The sequence below is a fragment of the Lutibacter sp. A64 genome, from assembly GCF_022429565.1.
GTDB lineage: Bacteria > Bacteroidota > Bacteroidia > Flavobacteriales > Flavobacteriaceae > Lutibacter.
Window position 1 is genome coordinate 1,536,086 of record NZ_CP092487.1, and the last position, 20,224, is coordinate 1,556,309.

The window sequence follows — 20,224 nt, forward strand, 5'->3', positions numbered from 1 at the left end:
CTCCAACATAGAAGTTTTAACACTTAAAACTTAAAGCAATTTTCTCTTTATAAATTAGAGGTAAACCCTTTAAAATATAGGGAAATTGATTTCATTCGCATTATTTTTAAAAATTTTTAAAAATAAAGTCGGATTTTTTTTGCTTATATTCAAAATATCACTACATTTGAAACATCTTACTAATTCATTAAAACCCTTATTAAAATGAGAAAAATAAAATTAATTTTCGGATTGTTACTTGTAGCAGGATTTTTTACAGCAATTGCATTAAGTAATACATCAACAGATAATCAAGCTATTAGAAAAGACAAAATAATAATACCAAGACAAGGGTAATTATTTTACATAATATTTTTACTAGAAAACAACAAAACACAATACAAGTATTGTGTTTTGTTGTTTTCTTTATTTTTATTCTTCATTTATTTTATATAAATTTGATTGCAACTCACTTTAGGTAGATTTATTAATGAAAAACAGAAAAAGAAGATCATTATTTCTTGGAAGTATTATAATCTTATTAATAATTTCCACCCCATATCTTTTATATATCTATAGAGTAATCCCTGACGAATTAGAAACTTATGAAACTTTTTTTGGAACTTTAAAAGGAGGTTATTACATTAGTGTTCAATCTTTTATATATACTTTTTTAGGTAAATTTGTACCATTCTTACTATTAATAATTTGGTTTATTACAAATAAACATTGGTGGGTACATTCGCTAATTATCCCTATTTCGGTTTATTTATTTCAACTTATAGCTGTTGTAAACGATAGTGAAGAATTTGTTGATGAAGTAGAATTTATCTACACCGTTCCAATTGCAGTAATTATTATGACAGTTTTATACTTTCTTAGAAGTAAAATGTCTATTTACATACACGCTGTAGATCTAAAAAAAGAAATGGAAGAAAACATGAAAAACCCCCAAAAAATAAATTAAAACTTATAAGGTGTTACATTATAAGTTTTAATTTAAAAATACAATTCACACATCCCCCACTGAACAGATCACTAAATTTATTTTTTTTTAAAAAATTAAATTTAAATAACGCTTTTATTACTAAAGTTTTACCCTATTTATTATTTATTTTTTTTAACTTGTAGCTACAGTTTTTAAATTATTATTTTAATAAATTGTATGTTTGTAATTCCGAAAAACAAATCATTATCACAAAAATAAAGGATAATTTACATGTAAATGAAGAATCCATTGAATAATTCACAAAATAATTCAACTATTAACTCACAAGAACAATTATGGAATTCTTTTATTAATGGAGATATGGCTTCGTTTCAAACTATTTATAATTCTAATTATCAAATGCTTTATAATTTTGGTAAAAGATATTTAAGCTCCTCTGAAATAGAAGATTGTATTCACGATACTTTTTTAAATATTTTAAACTACAAAAACCAAAATACTGAAGTAAAAAATGTTAAAGCTTATTTATTTAAAAGTTTTAGAAATCAAATATTTAAGGTTAAAAAAAATTCTAAATTAGAATTCAATTTAATTGAAGGTACAATTCCGTATGAGGAAGACGACCATAGCAAAGAAATAATACTAAAAGATTTAAAAAAACTTATTAAAAAATTAAGTCCAAGAGAACGTGAAATTGTCTATTTAAAATATTTTCAAAACTTTAATAATTTTGAAATTTCCGAAACACTTGACATTAAATACCAAACTGTAAGAAATATATTAGCTGGAGCAATAAAAAAATTACGCACTTTAGGGAAAGATTACACCCATTTACTTTTTCTAGTTTTTAATTAAAATCACATTTTAACAAATTTTACATAGTACAAATATAAAATTAGACCTCTATTTTATAACTACAACAACTAAATTTATTCAAAAACATCTAAGCACCTCATTTTTATGAAAAAAAAGTTCTTTACAATCATTTTATTTATTCTTACCCAATCAATTGTTTTTTCTCAAAATTATTATTTTGAAGAATATGCTCCTTTCAATAAAAACATCCCAAGTCCTGAAGAATTTTTAGGATATGCAATTGGTGATTTCCATACAAGACATGACTTAGTTATTTCATATATGGAAAAATTAGCAGAACTGTCAGATAAAGCTTCTTTAAAAGTTATTGGAAAAACAAATGAAAATAGAAAACTTGTTATTTTAACAATTACTTCGTTAGAAAATCATAAAAATTTAACAAGTATTAAAGAGAAACATTTACAAGTTGTAGATGAAAATATAGATATAACTGATTTTACAGATTTACCTGTTTTTATAAATTTAGCATACAATGTTCATGGAAACGAACCTTCAGGAACTGAAGCCGCTTTATTAGCAGCTTATACCTTAGTTGCTTCAGAAAACCCCACAGTAAAAAAATATTTAGACAATACTATCATATTTCTAGAACCAACTATTAATCCAGATGGAAGAGATCGGTTTACTAATTGGGTAAATTCGTTTAAAGGCACCCCTCCTATTGCAGATAAAAACGACATTGAACATAACGAAGGTTGGCCAAGAGGAAGAACAAATCATTATTTATTTGATTTAAATAGAGATTTATTACTAGCTGTACAACCAGAAAGCAATGCTCGTTTAAAATGGTTTCATGAATGGTATCCAAATGTGGTTACAGATTTTCACGAAATGAGTACAACAAGTACATTCTTTTTTGAGCCAAAACCTTTATCAGCATCATTAAACCCCGTAACACCTGATGAAAATTATACTTCATTAACATTTGCTTTTGCAAAACAATTTAGTGAAGATTTAGATGAAATCGGTTCTCTATACTTTACTAAAGAAAAATATGATGCAACATATCCTGGTTACGGCTCTACTTACGGAGATTTACAAGGTTCTCTAGCTTTATTATTTGAACAAGCAGCAGCAAGAGGACATTTACAAGAAACTACAACAGGTAATTTATCATTTCCTTTTACCATAAGAAATCAATTCGTCTCTACTTTTGCAACTATAAACGCTGCAATAAAAAATAAAGATCTTTTATATTCTTATCAAAATAAATTTTTTAAGAATGCTATTGAACAAGCTTCAGAAAGTAAAATTAAAGCTTATGTTTTTGGAGATAATTATGATCAAAACAGAAATAAAGCCTTTTTAGACTTACTACTAAAACATAAAATTAAAGCATACCCATTAGATAAAGATTTAAAATTAAAAAACAACACTTACAAGAAAGGTTATGCTTACACCGTACCAACAAAACAGAAGGAATATTTAATGGTTCGTACCATATTTGAAACTTACAATAAATATAGAGATAGTGTTTTTTATGATGCCTCTTCTTGGTCGGTTGCAAATTTTTATAATATGAAGTATGCTCCACTTTCAAAAGATATAGCATATAAAAATAAAATTACTCCTGAATCTAACACTGTTAAAATTGACAAGTGCTCTTTAAGTGAGTACGCTTATTTAATTCCTTGGGATGATTATTATGCTCCTGCGCTTTTACACAAATTACAAGAAAAAAATATTATTGTTAAAACTGCGGTAGAACCAATTACAACAATTGCAAATGAAACTGAAGTTTCTTTTAGCAGAGGAACTTTACTAATACCAGTAAGCATTCAAAACATAGACAAAGACACGCTTTTTTCAATAATAAATACACTTAGTGAACAATATAAAATACAAGTATATTCTGTAAATACTGGTTATAGTTTAAAAGGAATTGATCTTGGAAGTACAAATTTTGTTACGCTTAAACAACCTAAAGTTATGATGCTTGTTAAAGGTGGTGTTTCTGCATATGAAGCAGGTGAAGTTTGGCATTTATTTGAAAAAAGAATGCAAATGCCAATTGTGAAAGTACCAGAAAGATTATTCTATAAAACGGATTTACATAGGTATAATGTTATTGTAATGGTTTCAGGTAGTTACAGCCTTTTATCTGAAAAAGACAAAGAAAAACTAAAAAACTGGATAAGCTTAGGAAATACATTAATCACAACAAGAACAGCTAGTTCTTGGGCTATAAAAAATAAAATAGTTGAAGAAAACTTATTAGATTGGGTAAAAGACACAACAAAATCTAGGTTTAATTATGCCGATTCAAGAGCTGTAATTGGCAAACAAAGCATTGGTGGAGCCATTTTTGAAATAGATTTAGACATTACACATCCAATTGCTTATGGTTATCACGATTTAAAAATACCAATATATAAAAATAACAAAGTTTTTATTTCACCAACAAAAAGTAGATTTTCAACAGTTGCTAAATACACAGAAAACCCACATATTGATGGTTATGTTTCACCAGAAAACATTAACAATTATATAAAAAAATCTGCAGCAATTATAGTAAGTAAAGTTGGCAACGGAAGAACTATACTATTTGCAGACAATCCTAATTTTAGGGGAGCTTGGTATGGTACCAACAAATTATTTATGAATGCCATATCTTTTGGTTCTTTAATAAAAATACCATATTAAAAGATTTTTTTCAAAAAACAACACATATAAGCAGTTATTTACCAGTAAACTATCTTATTTATTGAAAAAAAATCAATTTTTATTAAAAAATACATAGTACAAAACAAAAAATTACACTCTTATTAATAACAACCATACAAAAATTATGTCCAAAATAGAGAAGCACAATATTAATGATTTATTAAATGATGATAAATTTATTATTTGGGTAACATCAAATTTTAAAACAAATAATCATTTTTGGATGAATTTTAAAAGTGAATTAGATACAGAAGATTTAAAAAAGTTTGACAATGCTACTCTTATACTTTCCAAACTAAAAACCTTAAATATTGACGATTCTAAATCTGTAAAATCAGAAGCATTTATTAAACAACAATATATTAATTTATTAGAAGCTTCTAACAAAATAAAAAGTTCTAAATTAAAAGTATTAAGACCAAGCAACTTTTTAAAATATGCAGCAGCTGTTATTTTATTAATTTCAATAGCTACAATGTATTTTACTTCAACCAAAAATACAACTTCTTTTGCTGAACACTTAACAAAAACAGAATACAACAATACAGATATTTTAATACAAACTTCAACCTATGAATACTTTAAAATCTCTGAAGACACCAATAGTAAATGGTTATTAAAAAATGGTGTACTTGTAAACGTCAATTCTGAAACAATAAATTTTATTTCAACTGATAATTTAATTTCTAACAAAAATGATGATGCGTTTAAAATAATTGTTCCAAAAGGAAAAAAATACGCATTAACACTAATTGATGGAACTGCTATTGAATTAAATTCAAACAGTACTATTTCTTTTAATAACTCTACAATTTCAAAACAACGAAAAGTAGATTTATCAGGTGAAGCTTTTTTTGACGTAGCACATAATAAGAAGCGTCCGTTTATTGTACAATCTTCAGATTTAAAAATTGAAGTATTAGGTACCGAGTTTAATGTATCAAATTATGAAAATGATGGTTACACCAGTACAACTTTAATTAATGGGTCCATTAATGTTTCTAATCCTCACGGAGAAAATCAAAAGATTAAACCTGGAACTCAAGCTAAATTATACCACAATCAAAATAAAATTATTGTACAAAATGTAAATGTTCAAAATGAAGTTTCTTGGACTATGAACAGAATGATTTTTGAAAATGAAAAGTTAGAGAACATAGTAACAAGACTTGATAATTGGTATAACGTAAGTTTTATTTTAAAAGATGAAAAAATAAAACAATTTAGATTTACTGGAACTCTTAAAAAAGAAAATGAATTAATTCATTTTTTACAAATGCTTAAATATACTGAAGGCATTAGTTATAAAATTATTGAAAACAAGGTAGAATTGTTTTTCAATTAAAAATAAATAGAATATCACAACTAATCATTTAAAAACAAAAAAAATATGAGTAAACATATTACAATAAGATTTTACAAAAAACTCAACTTAAAAATACTAACTATTTTTCTAAGCATTTTCTTTGCATCTTCTTTTGCCTTTGCTGGTACAACAGTAAAAACAGATAAAGAGCAAGCGCCCTTATTAACAATAAATAAGGAGTTGACTATTCAAGAACTTTTTGACTTAATTTCTAGTAAAACAGATTACGATTTCTTTTTTAATAGCAATATAGCTAGTTTAAATTCTAAAGTTCTTTTAAATGTTAAAAATGCTCCAGTAACAAAAACGCTTGATTTAGCTTTTAAAGGTTTAAATTTAGAGTACTCTATTAAAGATAGTGATATAATTATTAGAACAAAAACCAACACATCTAACAAGCAAGAAAAAATTAGAGTAAATGGTATTGTAAATGATGATAATGGTAACCCATTGCCTGGAGTAAACATTATTATAAAAAACACAAATTTAGGTACATCAACAGATTTTGATGGAAAGTTTACCATAAATGCACTACCTAATGATGTATTAATATTTTCTTACTTAGGATTTCAAGAAGAAATTGTATCAATAAATAATAGAACTTCTTTAGTTATTAATTTAAAAACAGATTCAAACCTACTTAATGAAGTAATAATTGCAGGTGTAGCATCAGGAACTTCAAGAAAAAAATTATCAGTTTCTGTTGCAAAAATTAAATCTGATGCTTTAGAAAAAGCGCCTCAAACTTCAGTTTCTTCTTCATTACAAGGTAAAATTGCAGGTGTTACGGTTACTTCTTTCAGTGGTTCTCCAGGAGCAAGTTCTGATATTGTTTTAAGAGGTTCTACTTCCATTAGAGGTGGTAACAACCCTATGATTTTAATTGATGGTGTTATAATGGGCGGATCTTTAGCCGATATAAATATTGATGATGTAGAATCTATAGAAGTAGTAAAAGGTGCTGCCGCTGCTTCATTATATGGTTCAAAAGCAGCCAATGGAGTTATAGTTGTTACTTCTAAAAGAGGTAAAGGCGCTAGCAACGGAAAAACATCAATAACAGTTAGAAACGAATTTGGTTTTCAACAAGTAGCAAACCTTTTAGATTTATCTACATCTCACCACTACCGTTTAGATCCAACTTGGTTAGACACTGATACATATACAAAATACCAATTTGTTAACTATCCAAGTGATTATGTTTCTGGATGGGATCCAAGAATTAATGGTAACAGAGTTGAAAAAGATGATCATTACCAAGATTTACCTTATAGAGTAAATAATGATTTACAAGAAGAAATGTTTAATGATGGGCAATATATAACAAACTATATTGGCTTAGGTTATAAATTAGACGATACCAACTTATTTTTATCTTTTGAAAACAACGAGAGTCAAGGTGTGGTTGTTGAAACTGGAGGTTATAACAGACAAAGTTTAAGATTTAATGCCGACCATGCTATTTCTGAAAAATTAAAAATTTCAGTAAGTAATAATTATATCCGCACTGATAACGATTATATGGGTGGTGGTACTGCTGCCTTTTTTGAAGTATTATCTACCGAACCTGATGTAAATTTATTTCAAAAAAATATAGACGACCAAGAATATAACTTCTATCCAAATCAATGGAATACACAGTTTGCAAATCCGCTATATGATTTATGGAAAAAAGAAAGTACTGCTGAAAAATCAAGATTATTAAGTTCATCTGATATTAATTGGAAACTAAATGATGTTGTTAGCTTTAATGCTTCTTACGCTTTTGAATTAGAACATTTTAACAATAAAATATTATCTCCACAAAATACTATTGATGCTGTCCTTCCAAATTATTTAGATCCAAATGCAGACCCTTTAATTTTAAATGTAAGTAATCCATTTTCAGTATCATATACAGGTGGAGCATTAAGTAAAAGAAATTACAAAGCTTTTAATCAAACATTTAGAGCCACAGTAGATTTCAAAAAAACTTGGGGAGAATTAGATTTTAATGGAAAATTAAGTTATTTAAGTGAAGATAACCACTTTGAAAGCACAACTACTAATGGAACTTCTTTTATATTAAGTGATTTTCCAACATTTAACAATTTTGACCCTGCAAATATTGATGCCAGTGACTATACTACAGATATTAGAGCAACTAACTATTTTGCAATCGGATCTTTTGTATATAAAGATAGATATATTTTAGATGGATTATTTAGAGTTGATGGTTCATCGCTTTTTGGTGAAAACGAAAGATGGCAAAATTATTTTAGATTATCTGGAGCATACCGTTTAACAAAAGATGTTGAAATTTCTGGAGTTCAAGAATTAAAATTAAGAGCCGCTTATGGTACTTCGGGGTTAAGACCTAGCTTTGGAGATAAAGATGAAACCTTTACTTTGGTTGATGGAGTAACCTCTAAAAACACAATTGGTAATAAAAACTTAAAGCCTTCGCGTTCTGCTGAATTAGAAGTTGGTTTAGAATCTTCATTTTTAGATAGATTTAGGCTTGAAGCTACGTATTCTAAAACAAAAGTTACAGACCAATATTTATTAGCCCCTTTAGCTTCACACTCTGGAGGTTTTAAATATCAAAATGTAAATGCTGGTGAATTAGAGAGTAACACTTTTGAAGCAATGTTAAATGCTAAACTTATTTCAAAAAACGATTTAAATTGGAGTGCCTCATTAACGTTCGATAAAACAAATCAAAAAATTACAAAACTAAACATTCCTGAATATAGAACTGGTCCAAGAAACACCTTTAGAATTAAAGAAGGTGAAACTTTTGGAACTATGTATGGGGTAAATTTTGTAAACACCTTAGAACAAATGCAACAACAATTACCTGATGGAGCAGTTATTAGCGATTATTCAGTTAATAGAGACGGTGTAGTTGTTAAAACTAGTGATATTGGTACTGCAAACGAAACACCTTTTGTAATCTTAGACGAAAATGGTTCAGAAGCTATTCAAAAAATAGGAGATATTAATCCTGATTTTAGGTTAGGATTAAATACCACTATTAACTACAAAGGTTTCTCGGCGTATATGTTATGGCAATGGAAACAAGGAGGTGATTTATACAACCATACTTCTCAATATTTAGTTCGTGATAATCGTCTAGGTATTATAGATCAAATACATGTTAAACCTGAAAATAAAAAAACAGTAGATTACTACCAAGCCTTATACGATGCTGATGCAATAAACGGTTTTTGGGTAGAAGATGCATCATACATTAAATTAAATGAAGCTTCTATTTATTATACACTTGATAAGAAAACAAAAGGTTTTCCAACCAAATATATAGAACAAATTAAAATTGGTGTTATAGGCAGAAACTTAGTCACAATTACAGATTATTCTGGTTATGATCCTCAAACAGGTTCCGATGGTTTTCTTTTTGACGACTTTGGATACCCTAATTTTAGAAATTATTCATTTTCAGTAGAATTTAAATTTTAATAATTATGATAAAAAAAACATATAAATATATTTTATTAATTATTTTAAGTATTACATATATAAATTGTAGCGATTTAGATGTAGAAAATTATAACAATCCAGATAGAGATATTGTATTATCAACTTCCGATGGTGTAAAAAGTTTAGCTTCTGGATTATTTAACACTTGGTTTATACAAGAACAACATAATTTTGGTTCGCCTGGACCTGCAATGTGGGTAATGGCAGATTGGGGTACAGTTACCTTTGCAAATTATGCTACATTAGATATGAGCGAAGAACCTAGAATTTTTATAGATAATTCGCCATCATATGCATACCATTCTATTATTCGTAATTATTGGCAACAAATGTATGCTGTTATAACAACTGCAAATGATGTACTTGTAGCTATTGACAATGGTGTTGAAATTGGCGATCAAGGTAGCGAAACTATGATGGTTAAAGGAATGGGTTATTTTATGCAAGGTTTAGGTAATGGTTACATAGGTTTGGTATATGATAAAGCATATCCCTCAGATGAAAATACCGATTATGCTACATTAGGCGTAACAAGCTACCAAGAATCAATAGAAATAGCAATAAATCAATTAGAAAAAGCTATAGACGTATTTGACAATAATCAATTTACATTACCTATTGAATGGATTAATGGAAATACATTTTCTAACCTTGAAATGTCAAAATTAGCGCATTCATTTATTGCTAGATTAATGGTTTATTCTGCTAGAAATGTTGAACAAACAAATGCAATTGATTGGGCTAAAGTTTTAGAACATTCAGAAAAAGGTATAACCAGTGATTTTAATGTTGAAGGTGATGGAAATGCTTCTGATAGAAAATGGATGTCTTGGTACAAATATTATATGGCTAGACCAACTTGGGGTAAAGTAGATATGAGAATTGTAAATATGCTAGATGAAACAATTCCAGCAAATTGGCCAGAAGAAGGCATAAGCGCATTACCACATGAAGGTAAAATTATCTCTAATGATCAAAGAGTTTTAACAGATTTTCAATACAATGCTTCAAATAATAGACCAGAAAGAGGTTTATGGAGGTGGTCAACATATAGATACTCTCGCTTAGATAGTTGGATAAATTCAAATTTCTTTGCGCCAGTTATAATGATGCGTAAAGCAGAAATAGATATGTTTAAAGCTGAAGCATTAGTACAACTTAACAGAATACCAGAAGCCATAAATATAATTAATGCTGGCACTAGAACAACAAGAGGTGGCTTACCTCCTCTATCTACAAATGCAAGTATAGATGATGTTAAAAAAGCGATCACCTATGAAAGAACTATAGAATTACCACTTACAGGTATGGGTATCGAATATTTTGATATGCGTAGAAGTGGTCAATTACAAGATGGCTCATTATTGCATTTCCCAATACCTGCACAGCAATTAGAAGTACTAGTAGAACCATTTTACACTTTTGGAGGACTTAATCCACAATTTGGTGTTCCAAATGAAGATGTTTCAATTAATGGATGGTACAACCCTCAAAACTAACAATTACAAAACTTTAAAAATAAAACAACATGAAAATATTAAAACCTATATTCTTTTTATTGCTTATTGGAAGTCTAACAATTACTTCGTGCGAAAGTGATCCGCTACCTGTTTATCCTGGAAACATAATTCAAATAGATACTGTATTTGTTGAAGGTGTTAATTTAACATATCCTACTTTTACGGGATCAAGTACTTCAGATGACAGATTTTATGCTTTTAGTGGAGGAAATTCAAATGATTTAAGTTCTATGTCTGGTGAAGATTGGACATATGAAACTTGGATTAAAGTTGATTCAGACGCATTAATTGGTGATAGAAATGCTGTTTCTGGTAAAGATGCAAATGGAGCCTGTATTATGGAACGTGGAAGAAATTTTGAATTGTATTTAATTGATGATGCAAATGCAGACTTTGCAATAAAATATAACCGTTTAGACTCAGATAATGTGGCTGTTGGTACAATGCAATCTGATGAATCTAACATCAATTTAAAATTTAACGAATGGGCACATGTTGCAATCTCTAGATCTTCTAGCGATAATACCGCAAAATTCTATATAAACGGTGTATTAATAGATTCTAGTGAAGATGATTTATGGATACAACCTGTAAACGATACTTGGTTAGATTTTAATTATATGTATAGAAGTGGTAATATGAATTTCTACAAAGGTTCTTTTGACAATATTAGAGTTTCTTATGTTGATAGATACCCTAGCTCTTTTACCCCTGATCAATTTGAAAGATTCGTTGTGGATAGCAACACATTATTACAAATGGATTTAGATGAAAATTTAACCCCTTTTGATCCTGTTAATTCTTTTGATAAAGTAGAGATTAAAGGTGTTTACGGTTACTACATACAAGTAGTAAATACAGTATTTTGGACAAGTGAAGATTATACTGTTCCATCAAATTAATTAAATTACAAGATATTATTTGGATTAATAGTTATAGTAAAATAGAGAGTTAGTTACTGTTTTATTTACAGTAACTAACTCAAAAAATAAATTTGTCTATTATGAAAAAAATATTTCTAAAAGCAGTATTTATATACCTTTTTATACTAAATAATGCTGTCTTTGCTCAAGAAGTTAAACTTGATATTAAAAATACTGGTTCTAAAACAGCCAATACCATACCCCCAATTTTAACCGATATTTGGGGAGGTGTGAACTGTAAAGACAACGAAGGAAATACTGTATATCCTTCTAATTACTACACTCCTAGTCACGCATCTCCTGGCTGTGTTGCAATCTCAATGTCACAAATTTTATACTATTACAAATGGCCTATTAAAGGTGTTGGTAGTAATGTTTATAACGATAATTATAATGGCACATTAATTCGTCACCAAGCTTTTTTTGATAATGTTACCTATGACTGGGATAATATGTTAGACGAGTATATGAACAAAGCTTCTACAAAAACTCAACAAAAAGCTATTGGAGAGCTTATGTATCATACAGGTGTAGCCTTACAAATGGATTATGAGCCTAGTGGTTCTACATCAAACATTAACAAAACTCCTTTTGTTTACCAAAACCACTTTAGATACACCAGCAATTATCAAGATATTACGTGGGAATTCTTTTGGCAACGTTTAAATGAAAATATCTTAGCGGGTATTCCAGTGCCAATTGCTGTTAGTGCAAGTAGAACAGGAGATGGGCATGTTTTTATAGCTGATGGCTATAAAGAAGTTGACGGCGTACCTTATTACCATTTAAATTGGGGATGGCATAACGATAATAACATAAATGGTTGGTATAATATACAGGGTTGGACAAGTACTTCTCCAGGTTATAATACAATTACAGGAGCTGCTTTTGACATTTTACCAAACCCTCAAATTACCACTATAGAAAGTACGGGAACCAACAATAGTTTTACTATAAATTGGGAAGTAAGTGATAAAATTACTTGTGATGAATTTACACTTGAACAAAAAATAGATGAAGGTGACTGGGAAGAAGTTTCCACTGGAATTACTTCAAAAAATTACACAATTACAAATCCAACAGGTCAAGTTTATCAATTTAGAGTAAAAGCAAAAATAAATGGCTCGTATTATGAAAACTCTTGGTCTGAAGTTAAAGTTCACGCAATAAATACATACAATGGTTATGCTTATTTTGGTGGAGAACAATATGCGTATGCGCGTCAAACACCTGATAACGATTTAGATTTTACTGAAGATTATACTTTTGAAACTTGGATACGTTTAAAAGATGCTAATACAAATGGAAATATCATTTTAGATCAACAAGATGTATTTAGCTTAGAAATTACAAATGTTACTTCATCAAATTATGCCATTAAATTTAGCTCATACACAACAAATGCTAGTTTAATTTCTAATGAAGATTTAACAATAAATAAATGGTCACATATTGCGGTTACACATACCAAAAATCAAACAAAATTATATATTGATGGAGTCCTTCAAAATGAAGATACAAGTAGTAATTTTAACCTTACAAATTCAAACAATGCTTTAAATATTGGTGAAAAATATGCTGGTGGTTATTCTAATTTTATTAAAGCAGATTTAGATCAATTAAGAATTTCTTCTTCAAAAAGATATGCTACTAATTTTATACCAAATAAAGCCTTAATTTATGAAATAGATTCAAATACTATTGCATACTTTCCATTTCAAAATGTTCATAATATTAGATTAAAAGATGCTGCTTCAAATTTAAGTGTAATTGTTAAAAATGAAACTAATTTTGTTGAATGGAAATTTGAATCTACAATTGAAAACCAATTAGATGATGATAATGACGGAGTTATGAATAATGAAGATTTGTGCCCAAATACACCAAATGACGAACAAGTAGATGCCAATGGCTGTTCCGATAGTCAACTAGATGATGATAATGACGGAGTTTCTAATGATAAAGATCTATGTCCAAATTCAACTTCTGGAACAAATGTAAACTCCAATGGATGCTTTACCCTATTAGCTACTAATTTTAAAATTGAAACTATTGGAGAAACTTGTCCGAATAAAAAAAATGGACAACTTATAATTACTGCTCAAGAAACACAAAACTACAACACTACAATTAATGGTAATAATTATAATTTTACAACAAATAAAACCATTGAAAATTTAGCTCCAGGAACCTATGATTTTTGTATTTCAGTTGAAGCAGAAAATTACGAGCAATGTTTTTCAATTAATATTGATGAAGGTGTAACTATTAATGTAAAAAGCAATATTCAATCAAAAAAGTTATTTATTGATATTGCAAAAGGAACTGCACCGTTTACTGTATCAGTAAATGGACAAGATACTTTTAAAACATCTAATCCTGCTTTTTCTTTAGACGTAAACAATGGTGACCTTGTACAAGTAAAAACAAGTATTGTATGTGAAGGAACTTTTTCTAAAACCATAGATTTACCTGAAACAATCACTATTTATCCAAATCCTGCAAAAAATTCTTTCATCAATACAATTACAAGTAGTTCAAATCAAAAAGGAGAAATTATAATTCTCAATTTAATAGGACAAGAAAAGCTTTCAAAAAACATTTCCTTGGTAAATGGAACAAACAACATTAATATCGATATTTCAAATTTAGAAACAGGACTCTATATTTATACCTTAAAAACTAATAAACAAACTTATACTACTAAATTTATAAAAGAATAAAAACTTCTTTTACCTATAAAAAATATAAAAGAGACTGTCTAAAAAGTTGAATTTTCGTCAACTTAAATTTATTCCATACTCTCATACTAATTGATTACCAGTAAGATGAGATTCTGAAATAAATTCAAAATGACAGTTTTCTAGACTTTTTTTGACAGTCTCTTTTACAATACATCAAAATATATCAGCTATTTTTTAGCAACTAATATCTTATTTATTAAAGAATTCCACTCTTGTATGGATTGTAACTCACCACTAAGTTGAAAACTTAAATCAGCATTGTAAAACTCTAATATAGTATCTTCTTTACTTTTAGTTATAGGAGTTAAATGTAAATTTAATTTTTCTATAATCTTTTCACCTCCACTAACAACACTACTAATATTTGAAATTCTACACTTTTTAATTGTATCAAGTTTTACAATTTCATATTTGTTTATTTCTTTACTTTTTAATTGAAAAAAAACAATTTTATTTACTTCATCTACACCTATAGCATAGTTTCCGCAAGTTTCGTATTGGGTTATTTCACTATTTTCATTTTTAGCTAAATTTTTAAGCGACATAACTAACGCTTTCTCTCTTTTTTTTCTTCCTCTAGTAGTTAATACAAAAGGCATTGCGCATAAAGCTATGCATACTAAACCTATTAAGATTGTTCCAAAATCCATTTTTATAATTTTTTATTAATTTAAATACAATAATGTTTGCGCGAAATGAAGTATCACAACGCATTAAAAAAGTTTATTTCTACCCCCAAAAAAGGCGGTTTTAAACAAAAATTATTACCAAAAATTATGAAATGGAAAAATAAGGTCGGACTTCCTATTTCTAATAAGTAATGTTTTAAAATAGTTTTGATACTGTTTATACTTATTTTTAAATAGTAATTCACTTGAGTATAAGCTGACCCAAATTCCCTTATAAAATAGATTAAAATTATATGAAAGATACTCTGTACCTTCCAAAAGTAACATTTCGGCTCCTTGTGTATGTACATATGGAACTTTAAATATGTTTGAAGAATATTCTTGTTTGGTATTTTGCTCTACTTTTTGAGCATTTAAAACAGGTGCTATTTTTACAGGAACAACAATACCTAAACAATAAATTGAAATAAGCAATGCTACTTTTAAAAGTTTATGTAACTGTAATTTTTTCACGTTTACTACACCTATTTTGTAGGTTTTAATTATCTGCTAAATTTTTTAGACTGCAAATTTAGTTTTTTTATTGATTAAATTTTACGCTATTTTAATTTATTATAAAATAGCGCGTTAATTATATCTTAAAAAAAATTGCGAATTAAAATCCGCAACTTTTTTAAATTTATTCAGTAAAAAGACCTTCAATAGAAAGGTAACGTTCACCAGTATCATAATTAATAGTTAATACTGTTTTATCTGAATTAATAGTTTTTAACTGTTTTCTAACTGCAGCCAAAGAAGCTCCAGTTGAAATTCCTACTAAAATACCTTCAGTTTTTGCAATATTCTGAACCTCTAAAAATGCTTCTTCTTTAGTTATTCTAATTGCACCATCTATAGAATTAGTATTAAATACTTCAGGAATAAATCCTGGCCCAATACCTTGTAAAGGATGTGGTCCTGGTTTATCTCCAGAAATAATTGCAGAGTCATTTGGCTCTACTGCAAACACTTTTAAATCAGAAAATTTTTCTTTCAAAACTTCAGAAATACCCGTAATATGTCCTCCAGTACCCACTCCAGTAATTAAATAATCTAATCCTTCTGGAAAATCTGCTGCTATTTCTAAAGCTGTAGTTTTACGATGAATTTCTGGATTTGCTTGATTTGTAAACTGTGAAGGCATCCAAGAATTTTTATTACTTTCAGCCATTTCTTTAGCTTTTGCAATAGTACCTGATAAACCTAATTCTTTTGGTGTTAAAACTAAATTGGCTCCGTAAGCTGCCATTAATGCTTTTCTTTCAACAGACATTGATTCTGGCATAACCAATGTTAATTTATAGTTTTTTATAGCTGCAACCATCGCCAAACCAACTCCTGTATTTCCAGATGTTGGCTCAATAATCTCAGTATCTTTTGTTAAAATATTTCTTTTCTCTGCATCTTCAATCATAGCTAATGCAATTCTATCTTTTATACTTCCTCCTGGATTAGATTTTTCTAATTTCATCCAAACATTTGCCTCTGGAAAAAGCTTACTTAATCTTACCACTGGTGTATTACCTATACTCTCTAAAATAGTATTAATTTTCATGTGTTTATAAATTTTATATTAACGCTTTAAGTTCTTATTTTATACTCAGTCGTTTTTAACCTAACAAAATTACTTCTATAATCTTATTTATAAATAAAACCTATATTTTAATAATTTATTACAATCTTATTTTAAAAAGTTTAGGACAGGTAATAATTCGACTTAACTAATTATAACTTTTACAAGTTTATATAAATCTTTCCTATTTAAAACATTTATTATGTACTACTATTTAAGAACAAAATAACAGGCAAAAAAAAATCCTCAACAAAAGTTGAGGATTTTAAATATTTTTAATCTAAAATATTACTTTTTAAATTTAGCATATTTAGATTTGAACTTGTCAATACGTCCTGCAGTATCTATTAACTTAGATTTACCTGTGTAAAAAGGATGTGAACTCCTTGAAATTTCTAATTTTACTAAAGGATATTCAACACCATCTACATCTAAAGTTTCTTTAGTATTTACTGTTGAACGAGTTAAAAATACATCATCGTTAGACATATCTTTAAATGCTACCATTCTATAATTTTCTGGGTGTATACCTTTTCTCATCGTAAACTCGTTTTAATGCTGTTTTTATTTTTAAGACTGCAAATTTAACCATATTTTTGAAACTTCAAACAAATAATTTATTTTATTTACATAAAATTTCAAATATTTAAACAAAGTTATGATAAATCGATCAATATTAGGTTTTTTAACACTACTTTTTCTAGTTTCTTGTAAAAGCGAGTACAAATTTATTTTAAATACTCCTCAAAAAATTCAAAGTAATCAAGAGTTAACTATTTCTGTTTCAGAAAAAGGAGATAAACCAATAGATTCTGTTCACTTTTCTATTGGGTCTAAAAAAATTGTAAGTAAAAGTGCTTCTTCAACAATAAAAATAAACGATTTTAAATTAGGAAAACATACTGTTACAGCAATTGTATTTTTTGAAGGTAAAACAAAAAAAATAACAAAACCTGTTTATTTTATGGCAGATTCGTCGCCAGAAATTTATACTTATAAAATAATTAACACCTACCCACACGATAAAAATGCTTTTACACAAGGCTTAGAATATTACAACGGCTTTTTATACGAAGGTACCGGACGTAAAGGACAATCTTACATTAGAAAAGTTGAATTAGAAACTGGCAAATCACTTCAACAAAAAGATTTAGATGCAAAGTATTTTGGTGAAGGAATCACAATCTTTAATAACAAAATTCATCAATTAACTTGGCAAGGTGGTATTGGTATTGTGTATGATTTAGAAACTTTTGAAAAAGAAAAAGAGTTTAAATACACCAAAAGTCTTCAAGGTTGGGGATTTGCAAATGATGGAACACATTTATTAAAAACAGATGGTACAGAACGTATTTGGTTTTTAAATCCTGAAACTTTTGTAGAAGAAAGTTATATTGAGGCATACACCAATAAAAGAAAAGTTGAAAACCTTAATGAATTAGAATACATAAACGGACTAATTTATGCCAATATTTGGCAACAAAATTCATTATTAATTATAAACCCTAAAAATGGAAAAGTTGAAGGTGTAGCAGATTTGGATGGATTAAAAAAAGAAATTTTAAAAGAACAAAACCTAGTAGATAGCGACGAAGTTTTAAACGGAATTGCATACGACAAAGAGAATAATCGCATTTTTGTTACTGGTAAACATTGGGCTAAATTGTACGAAATTGAATTGATAAAAAAATAGCATTTCATCTTATCTCAAAAAGTATGATAAACATCTTTTCGGGTGATTTTGAAGCACATAAAATTATATCGAAAAATAACTTTAATTAAAAACTCTTGTTTTCGATACAATTTTCATTCATTTTTAATCGTTAAACTTACCCCTTTTGACGATTTTTCATCAAAATGTACAATGGGTTTTCTTTAAATTAATATTACATTTACTAAAACACAATTAATGCGTTATTACTTAACCTTTTTAACTGTAATTACCTTATTAATTACAGCTTCTTGTAGAAAAGACTTTGGCGCAGTTTTAAGTACTGGAGATTTATCTTTTTCAAAAGATACCGTATTTTTAGATACTGTATTTACCAATATCGGTTCAAGCACCTATAACTTAAAAGTATATAATAAAAGTAATAAAAATATTTCTGTACCATCTATAAAATTAAATTATGGAGAAAACTCTAATTATAGGTTAAATGTTGATGGTATTTCTGGAAAAATATTTGAAGATATTAAAATATTAGCCAAAGACAGTATTTATATTTTTATTGAAACTACTATAGATTATAGTCAAGTTACAAATCCAATTTATCAAGATGAAATTATTTTTGACACCGGAGAAAACACTCAAGAAGTACCACTAATAACATTAGTAAAAGATGCTCATTTTTTATTCCCTTCAAAAAATTCAAACGGTTTAACCGAAACCATTACAACTGGTTTAGATGCTAATGGAGAAGCTCTTAAAATTAATGGTTTTTACTTAGATGACAACACTACTTTTACCAACCAAAAACCGTATGTAATTTATGGTTATTGTGCAGTTCCAGAAAATAAAACACTAACTATAGAAGCTGGTGCAAACATTTATTTTCATTCAAATTCTGGTATTATTATCAATAAAAATGCTACTTTATTGGTGGAGGGAACACTAAATAAACAAGTAACTTTTAAAGGAGACAGATTAAAATCTGAATTTAGCAATATTCCAGGCCAATGGGGTACTATTTGGCTACGTGCCGGCAGTAAAAACAATATTATAAATAATGCAATTATTAAAAATGCAACTGCAGGAATTATTATAGATTCCATCAGTGGTTACAACTCCCCTACTTTAACTATAAAAAACACACAAATTTACAATAGCACCAACTATGGAATTTTAGCTAGAGAAACCAATATTAAAGGTGAAAATTTAGTAATAAATAATAGCGGACAAGCTTCTTTAGCTTGTACTATTGGAGGAACATATAATTTTAATTATGCAACATTTACCAACTTTTGGAATGGAAATTTACGCCAATATCCTAGTGTTTTAATCAATAATTATTATTCTTACAGCAATAATAACGGAGAGCAAATTACTGAAACGCGTAATTTATATGCTGCTAACTTTACAAATTGTATTATAGATGGAAATTCAAATATTGAATTGATTATAGATAAAGCTGAAGGAAGCATTTTTAACTATACCTTTAAAAATAATTTAATAACATTTAACGATTACAATCAAAGTTACAAGGGCATTTCCGAATATAATTTTGAAGACACAAACCACTTTCAAAATAACATTATAAATGCAAATCCCGATTTTAAATCTGCTATTAATAATCAACTAATTATTGGCCAAAACTCAGATGCTATTAAAAATGCAAATACTCAAGAAAACACTTTAGTTCCTTATGATATTTTAGGTATACAAAGAACAGTTCCTGCAGATATTGGCGCTTACCAACATACAATTTTTAATTAAAATTTTAAAAGCTGTATTTTTACCAAAAAAATAACAATATATTTATTTA

15 protein-coding genes are annotated in these 20,224 nt (G+C 28.0%); 11 read left to right on the plus strand and 4 right to left on the minus strand.

Going from position 1 to position 20,224, the window contains the following annotated elements; genetic code table 11:
• The first annotated feature begins 204 nt into the window (after positions 1-204).
• The 9 genes from MKD41_RS16375 (at position 205) to MKD41_RS06530 (ending at position 14,480) form a co-directional block, all read left to right on the plus strand.
• Positions 205-336 (plus strand): hypothetical protein, encoded by a 132-nt coding sequence (locus tag MKD41_RS16375; RefSeq protein ID WP_256451673.1) that lies wholly within the window; start codon positions 205-207, stop codon positions 334-336.
• A 133-nt stretch (positions 337-469) separates the two neighbouring features.
• Positions 470-946: a hypothetical protein gene (locus MKD41_RS06495; protein WP_240244630.1), complete on the plus strand. Its 477-nt coding sequence runs from the start codon at positions 470-472 to the stop codon at positions 944-946.
• A gap of 258 nt (positions 947-1,204) precedes the next feature.
• Positions 1,205-1,783, plus strand: coding sequence for an RNA polymerase sigma factor (locus MKD41_RS06500; RefSeq protein ID WP_240244631.1), 579 nt, complete (start codon positions 1,205-1,207; stop codon positions 1,781-1,783).
• A 105-nt stretch (positions 1,784-1,888) separates the two neighbouring features.
• Positions 1,889-4,447: a M14 family zinc carboxypeptidase gene (locus MKD41_RS06505; protein WP_240244632.1), complete on the plus strand. Its 2,559-nt coding sequence runs from the start codon at positions 1,889-1,891 to the stop codon at positions 4,445-4,447.
• Positions 4,448-4,592: 145 nt separating this feature from the next.
• Positions 4,593-5,813, plus strand: coding sequence for a FecR family protein (locus tag MKD41_RS06510; protein ID WP_240244633.1), 1,221 nt, complete (start codon positions 4,593-4,595; stop codon positions 5,811-5,813).
• Positions 5,814-5,858: 45 nt separating this feature from the next.
• Positions 5,859-9,293: a SusC/RagA family TonB-linked outer membrane protein gene (locus MKD41_RS06515; protein WP_240244634.1), complete on the plus strand. Its 3,435-nt coding sequence runs from the start codon at positions 5,859-5,861 to the stop codon at positions 9,291-9,293.
• A 5-nt stretch (positions 9,294-9,298) separates the two neighbouring features.
• Positions 9,299-10,813 carry a RagB/SusD family nutrient uptake outer membrane protein gene (locus tag MKD41_RS06520; protein WP_240244635.1) on the plus strand — a complete coding sequence of 505 codons (1,515 nt, stop codon included), beginning with the start codon at positions 9,299-9,301 and terminating at the stop codon, positions 10,811-10,813.
• Positions 10,814-10,842: 29 nt separating this feature from the next.
• The gene (locus tag MKD41_RS06525) at positions 10,843-11,736 is read left to right on the plus strand and encodes a LamG domain-containing protein (RefSeq protein ID WP_240244636.1); all 894 of its coding nucleotides are present in this window, start codon (positions 10,843-10,845) and stop codon (positions 11,734-11,736) included.
• A gap of 101 nt (positions 11,737-11,837) precedes the next feature.
• Positions 11,838-14,480, plus strand: coding sequence for a C10 family peptidase (locus MKD41_RS06530; protein ID WP_240244637.1), 2,643 nt, complete (start codon positions 11,838-11,840; stop codon positions 14,478-14,480).
• A gap of 188 nt (positions 14,481-14,668) precedes the next feature.
• Here MKD41_RS06530 and MKD41_RS06535 read toward each other — a convergent pair whose 3' ends face one another.
• The 4 genes from MKD41_RS06535 to MKD41_RS06550 all read right to left on the minus strand — a co-directional run bounded on the left by MKD41_RS06535 (position 14,669) and on the right by MKD41_RS06550 (position 17,282).
• Positions 14,669-15,151 carry a hypothetical protein gene (locus MKD41_RS06535; protein WP_240244638.1) on the minus strand — a complete coding sequence of 161 codons (483 nt, stop codon included), beginning with the start codon at positions 15,149-15,151 and terminating at the stop codon, positions 14,669-14,671.
• Positions 15,152-15,265: 114 nt separating this feature from the next.
• Positions 15,266-15,643, minus strand: coding sequence for a hypothetical protein (locus tag MKD41_RS06540; RefSeq protein WP_240244639.1), 378 nt, complete (start codon positions 15,641-15,643; stop codon positions 15,266-15,268).
• Between the two features lie 166 nt (positions 15,644-15,809).
• The gene (cysK, locus tag MKD41_RS06545) at positions 15,810-16,724 is read right to left on the minus strand and encodes a cysteine synthase A (protein ID WP_240244640.1); all 915 of its coding nucleotides are present in this window, start codon (positions 16,722-16,724) and stop codon (positions 15,810-15,812) included.
• A 306-nt stretch (positions 16,725-17,030) separates the two neighbouring features.
• Positions 17,031-17,282, minus strand: coding sequence for a type B 50S ribosomal protein L31 (locus tag MKD41_RS06550; protein WP_240228222.1), 252 nt, complete (start codon positions 17,280-17,282; stop codon positions 17,031-17,033).
• 118 nt (positions 17,283-17,400) lie between these two features.
• Between MKD41_RS06550 and MKD41_RS06555 the strand changes: the two genes are divergently transcribed.
• The gene (locus tag MKD41_RS06555) at positions 17,401-18,435 is read left to right on the plus strand and encodes a glutaminyl-peptide cyclotransferase (RefSeq protein ID WP_240244641.1); all 1,035 of its coding nucleotides are present in this window, start codon (positions 17,401-17,403) and stop codon (positions 18,433-18,435) included.
• A gap of 216 nt (positions 18,436-18,651) precedes the next feature.
• Positions 18,652-20,175, plus strand: a complete 1,524-nt coding sequence (locus tag MKD41_RS06560; protein ID WP_240244642.1) for a hypothetical protein — start codon at positions 18,652-18,654, stop codon at positions 20,173-20,175.
• The last annotated feature ends 49 nt before the right edge of the window (positions 20,176-20,224 follow it).

Excerpts from the sequence above, each read along its gene's own strand:
- MKD41_RS06550 (WP_240228222.1), bottom strand. The coding sequence starts at position 17,282 with ATGAGAAAAGGTATACACCCAGAAAATTATAGAATGGTAGCATTTAAA.
- MKD41_RS06520 (WP_240244635.1), top strand. The coding sequence starts at position 9,299 with ATGATAAAAAAAACATATAAATATATTTTATTAATTATTTTAAGTATT.
- MKD41_RS06535 (WP_240244638.1), bottom strand. The coding sequence starts at position 15,151 with ATGGATTTTGGAACAATCTTAATAGGTTTAGTATGCATAGCTTTATGC.
- MKD41_RS06515 (WP_240244634.1), top strand. The coding sequence starts at position 5,859 with ATGAGTAAACATATTACAATAAGATTTTACAAAAAACTCAACTTAAAA.
- MKD41_RS06555 (WP_240244641.1), top strand. The coding sequence starts at position 17,401 with ATGATAAATCGATCAATATTAGGTTTTTTAACACTACTTTTTCTAGTT.
- cysK (WP_240244640.1), bottom strand. The coding sequence starts at position 16,724 with ATGAAAATTAATACTATTTTAGAGAGTATAGGTAATACACCAGTGGTA.
- MKD41_RS06500 (WP_240244631.1), top strand. The coding sequence starts at position 1,205 with ATGAAGAATCCATTGAATAATTCACAAAATAATTCAACTATTAACTCA.
- MKD41_RS06530 (WP_240244637.1), top strand. The coding sequence starts at position 11,838 with ATGAAAAAAATATTTCTAAAAGCAGTATTTATATACCTTTTTATACTA.
- MKD41_RS06495 (WP_240244630.1), top strand. The coding sequence starts at position 470 with ATGAAAAACAGAAAAAGAAGATCATTATTTCTTGGAAGTATTATAATC.
- MKD41_RS06525 (WP_240244636.1), top strand. The coding sequence starts at position 10,843 with ATGAAAATATTAAAACCTATATTCTTTTTATTGCTTATTGGAAGTCTA.
- MKD41_RS06510 (WP_240244633.1), top strand. The coding sequence starts at position 4,593 with ATGTCCAAAATAGAGAAGCACAATATTAATGATTTATTAAATGATGAT.
- MKD41_RS16375 (WP_256451673.1), top strand. The coding sequence starts at position 205 with ATGAGAAAAATAAAATTAATTTTCGGATTGTTACTTGTAGCAGGATTT.
- MKD41_RS06560 (WP_240244642.1), top strand. The coding sequence starts at position 18,652 with ATGCGTTATTACTTAACCTTTTTAACTGTAATTACCTTATTAATTACA.
- MKD41_RS06505 (WP_240244632.1), top strand. The coding sequence starts at position 1,889 with ATGAAAAAAAAGTTCTTTACAATCATTTTATTTATTCTTACCCAATCA.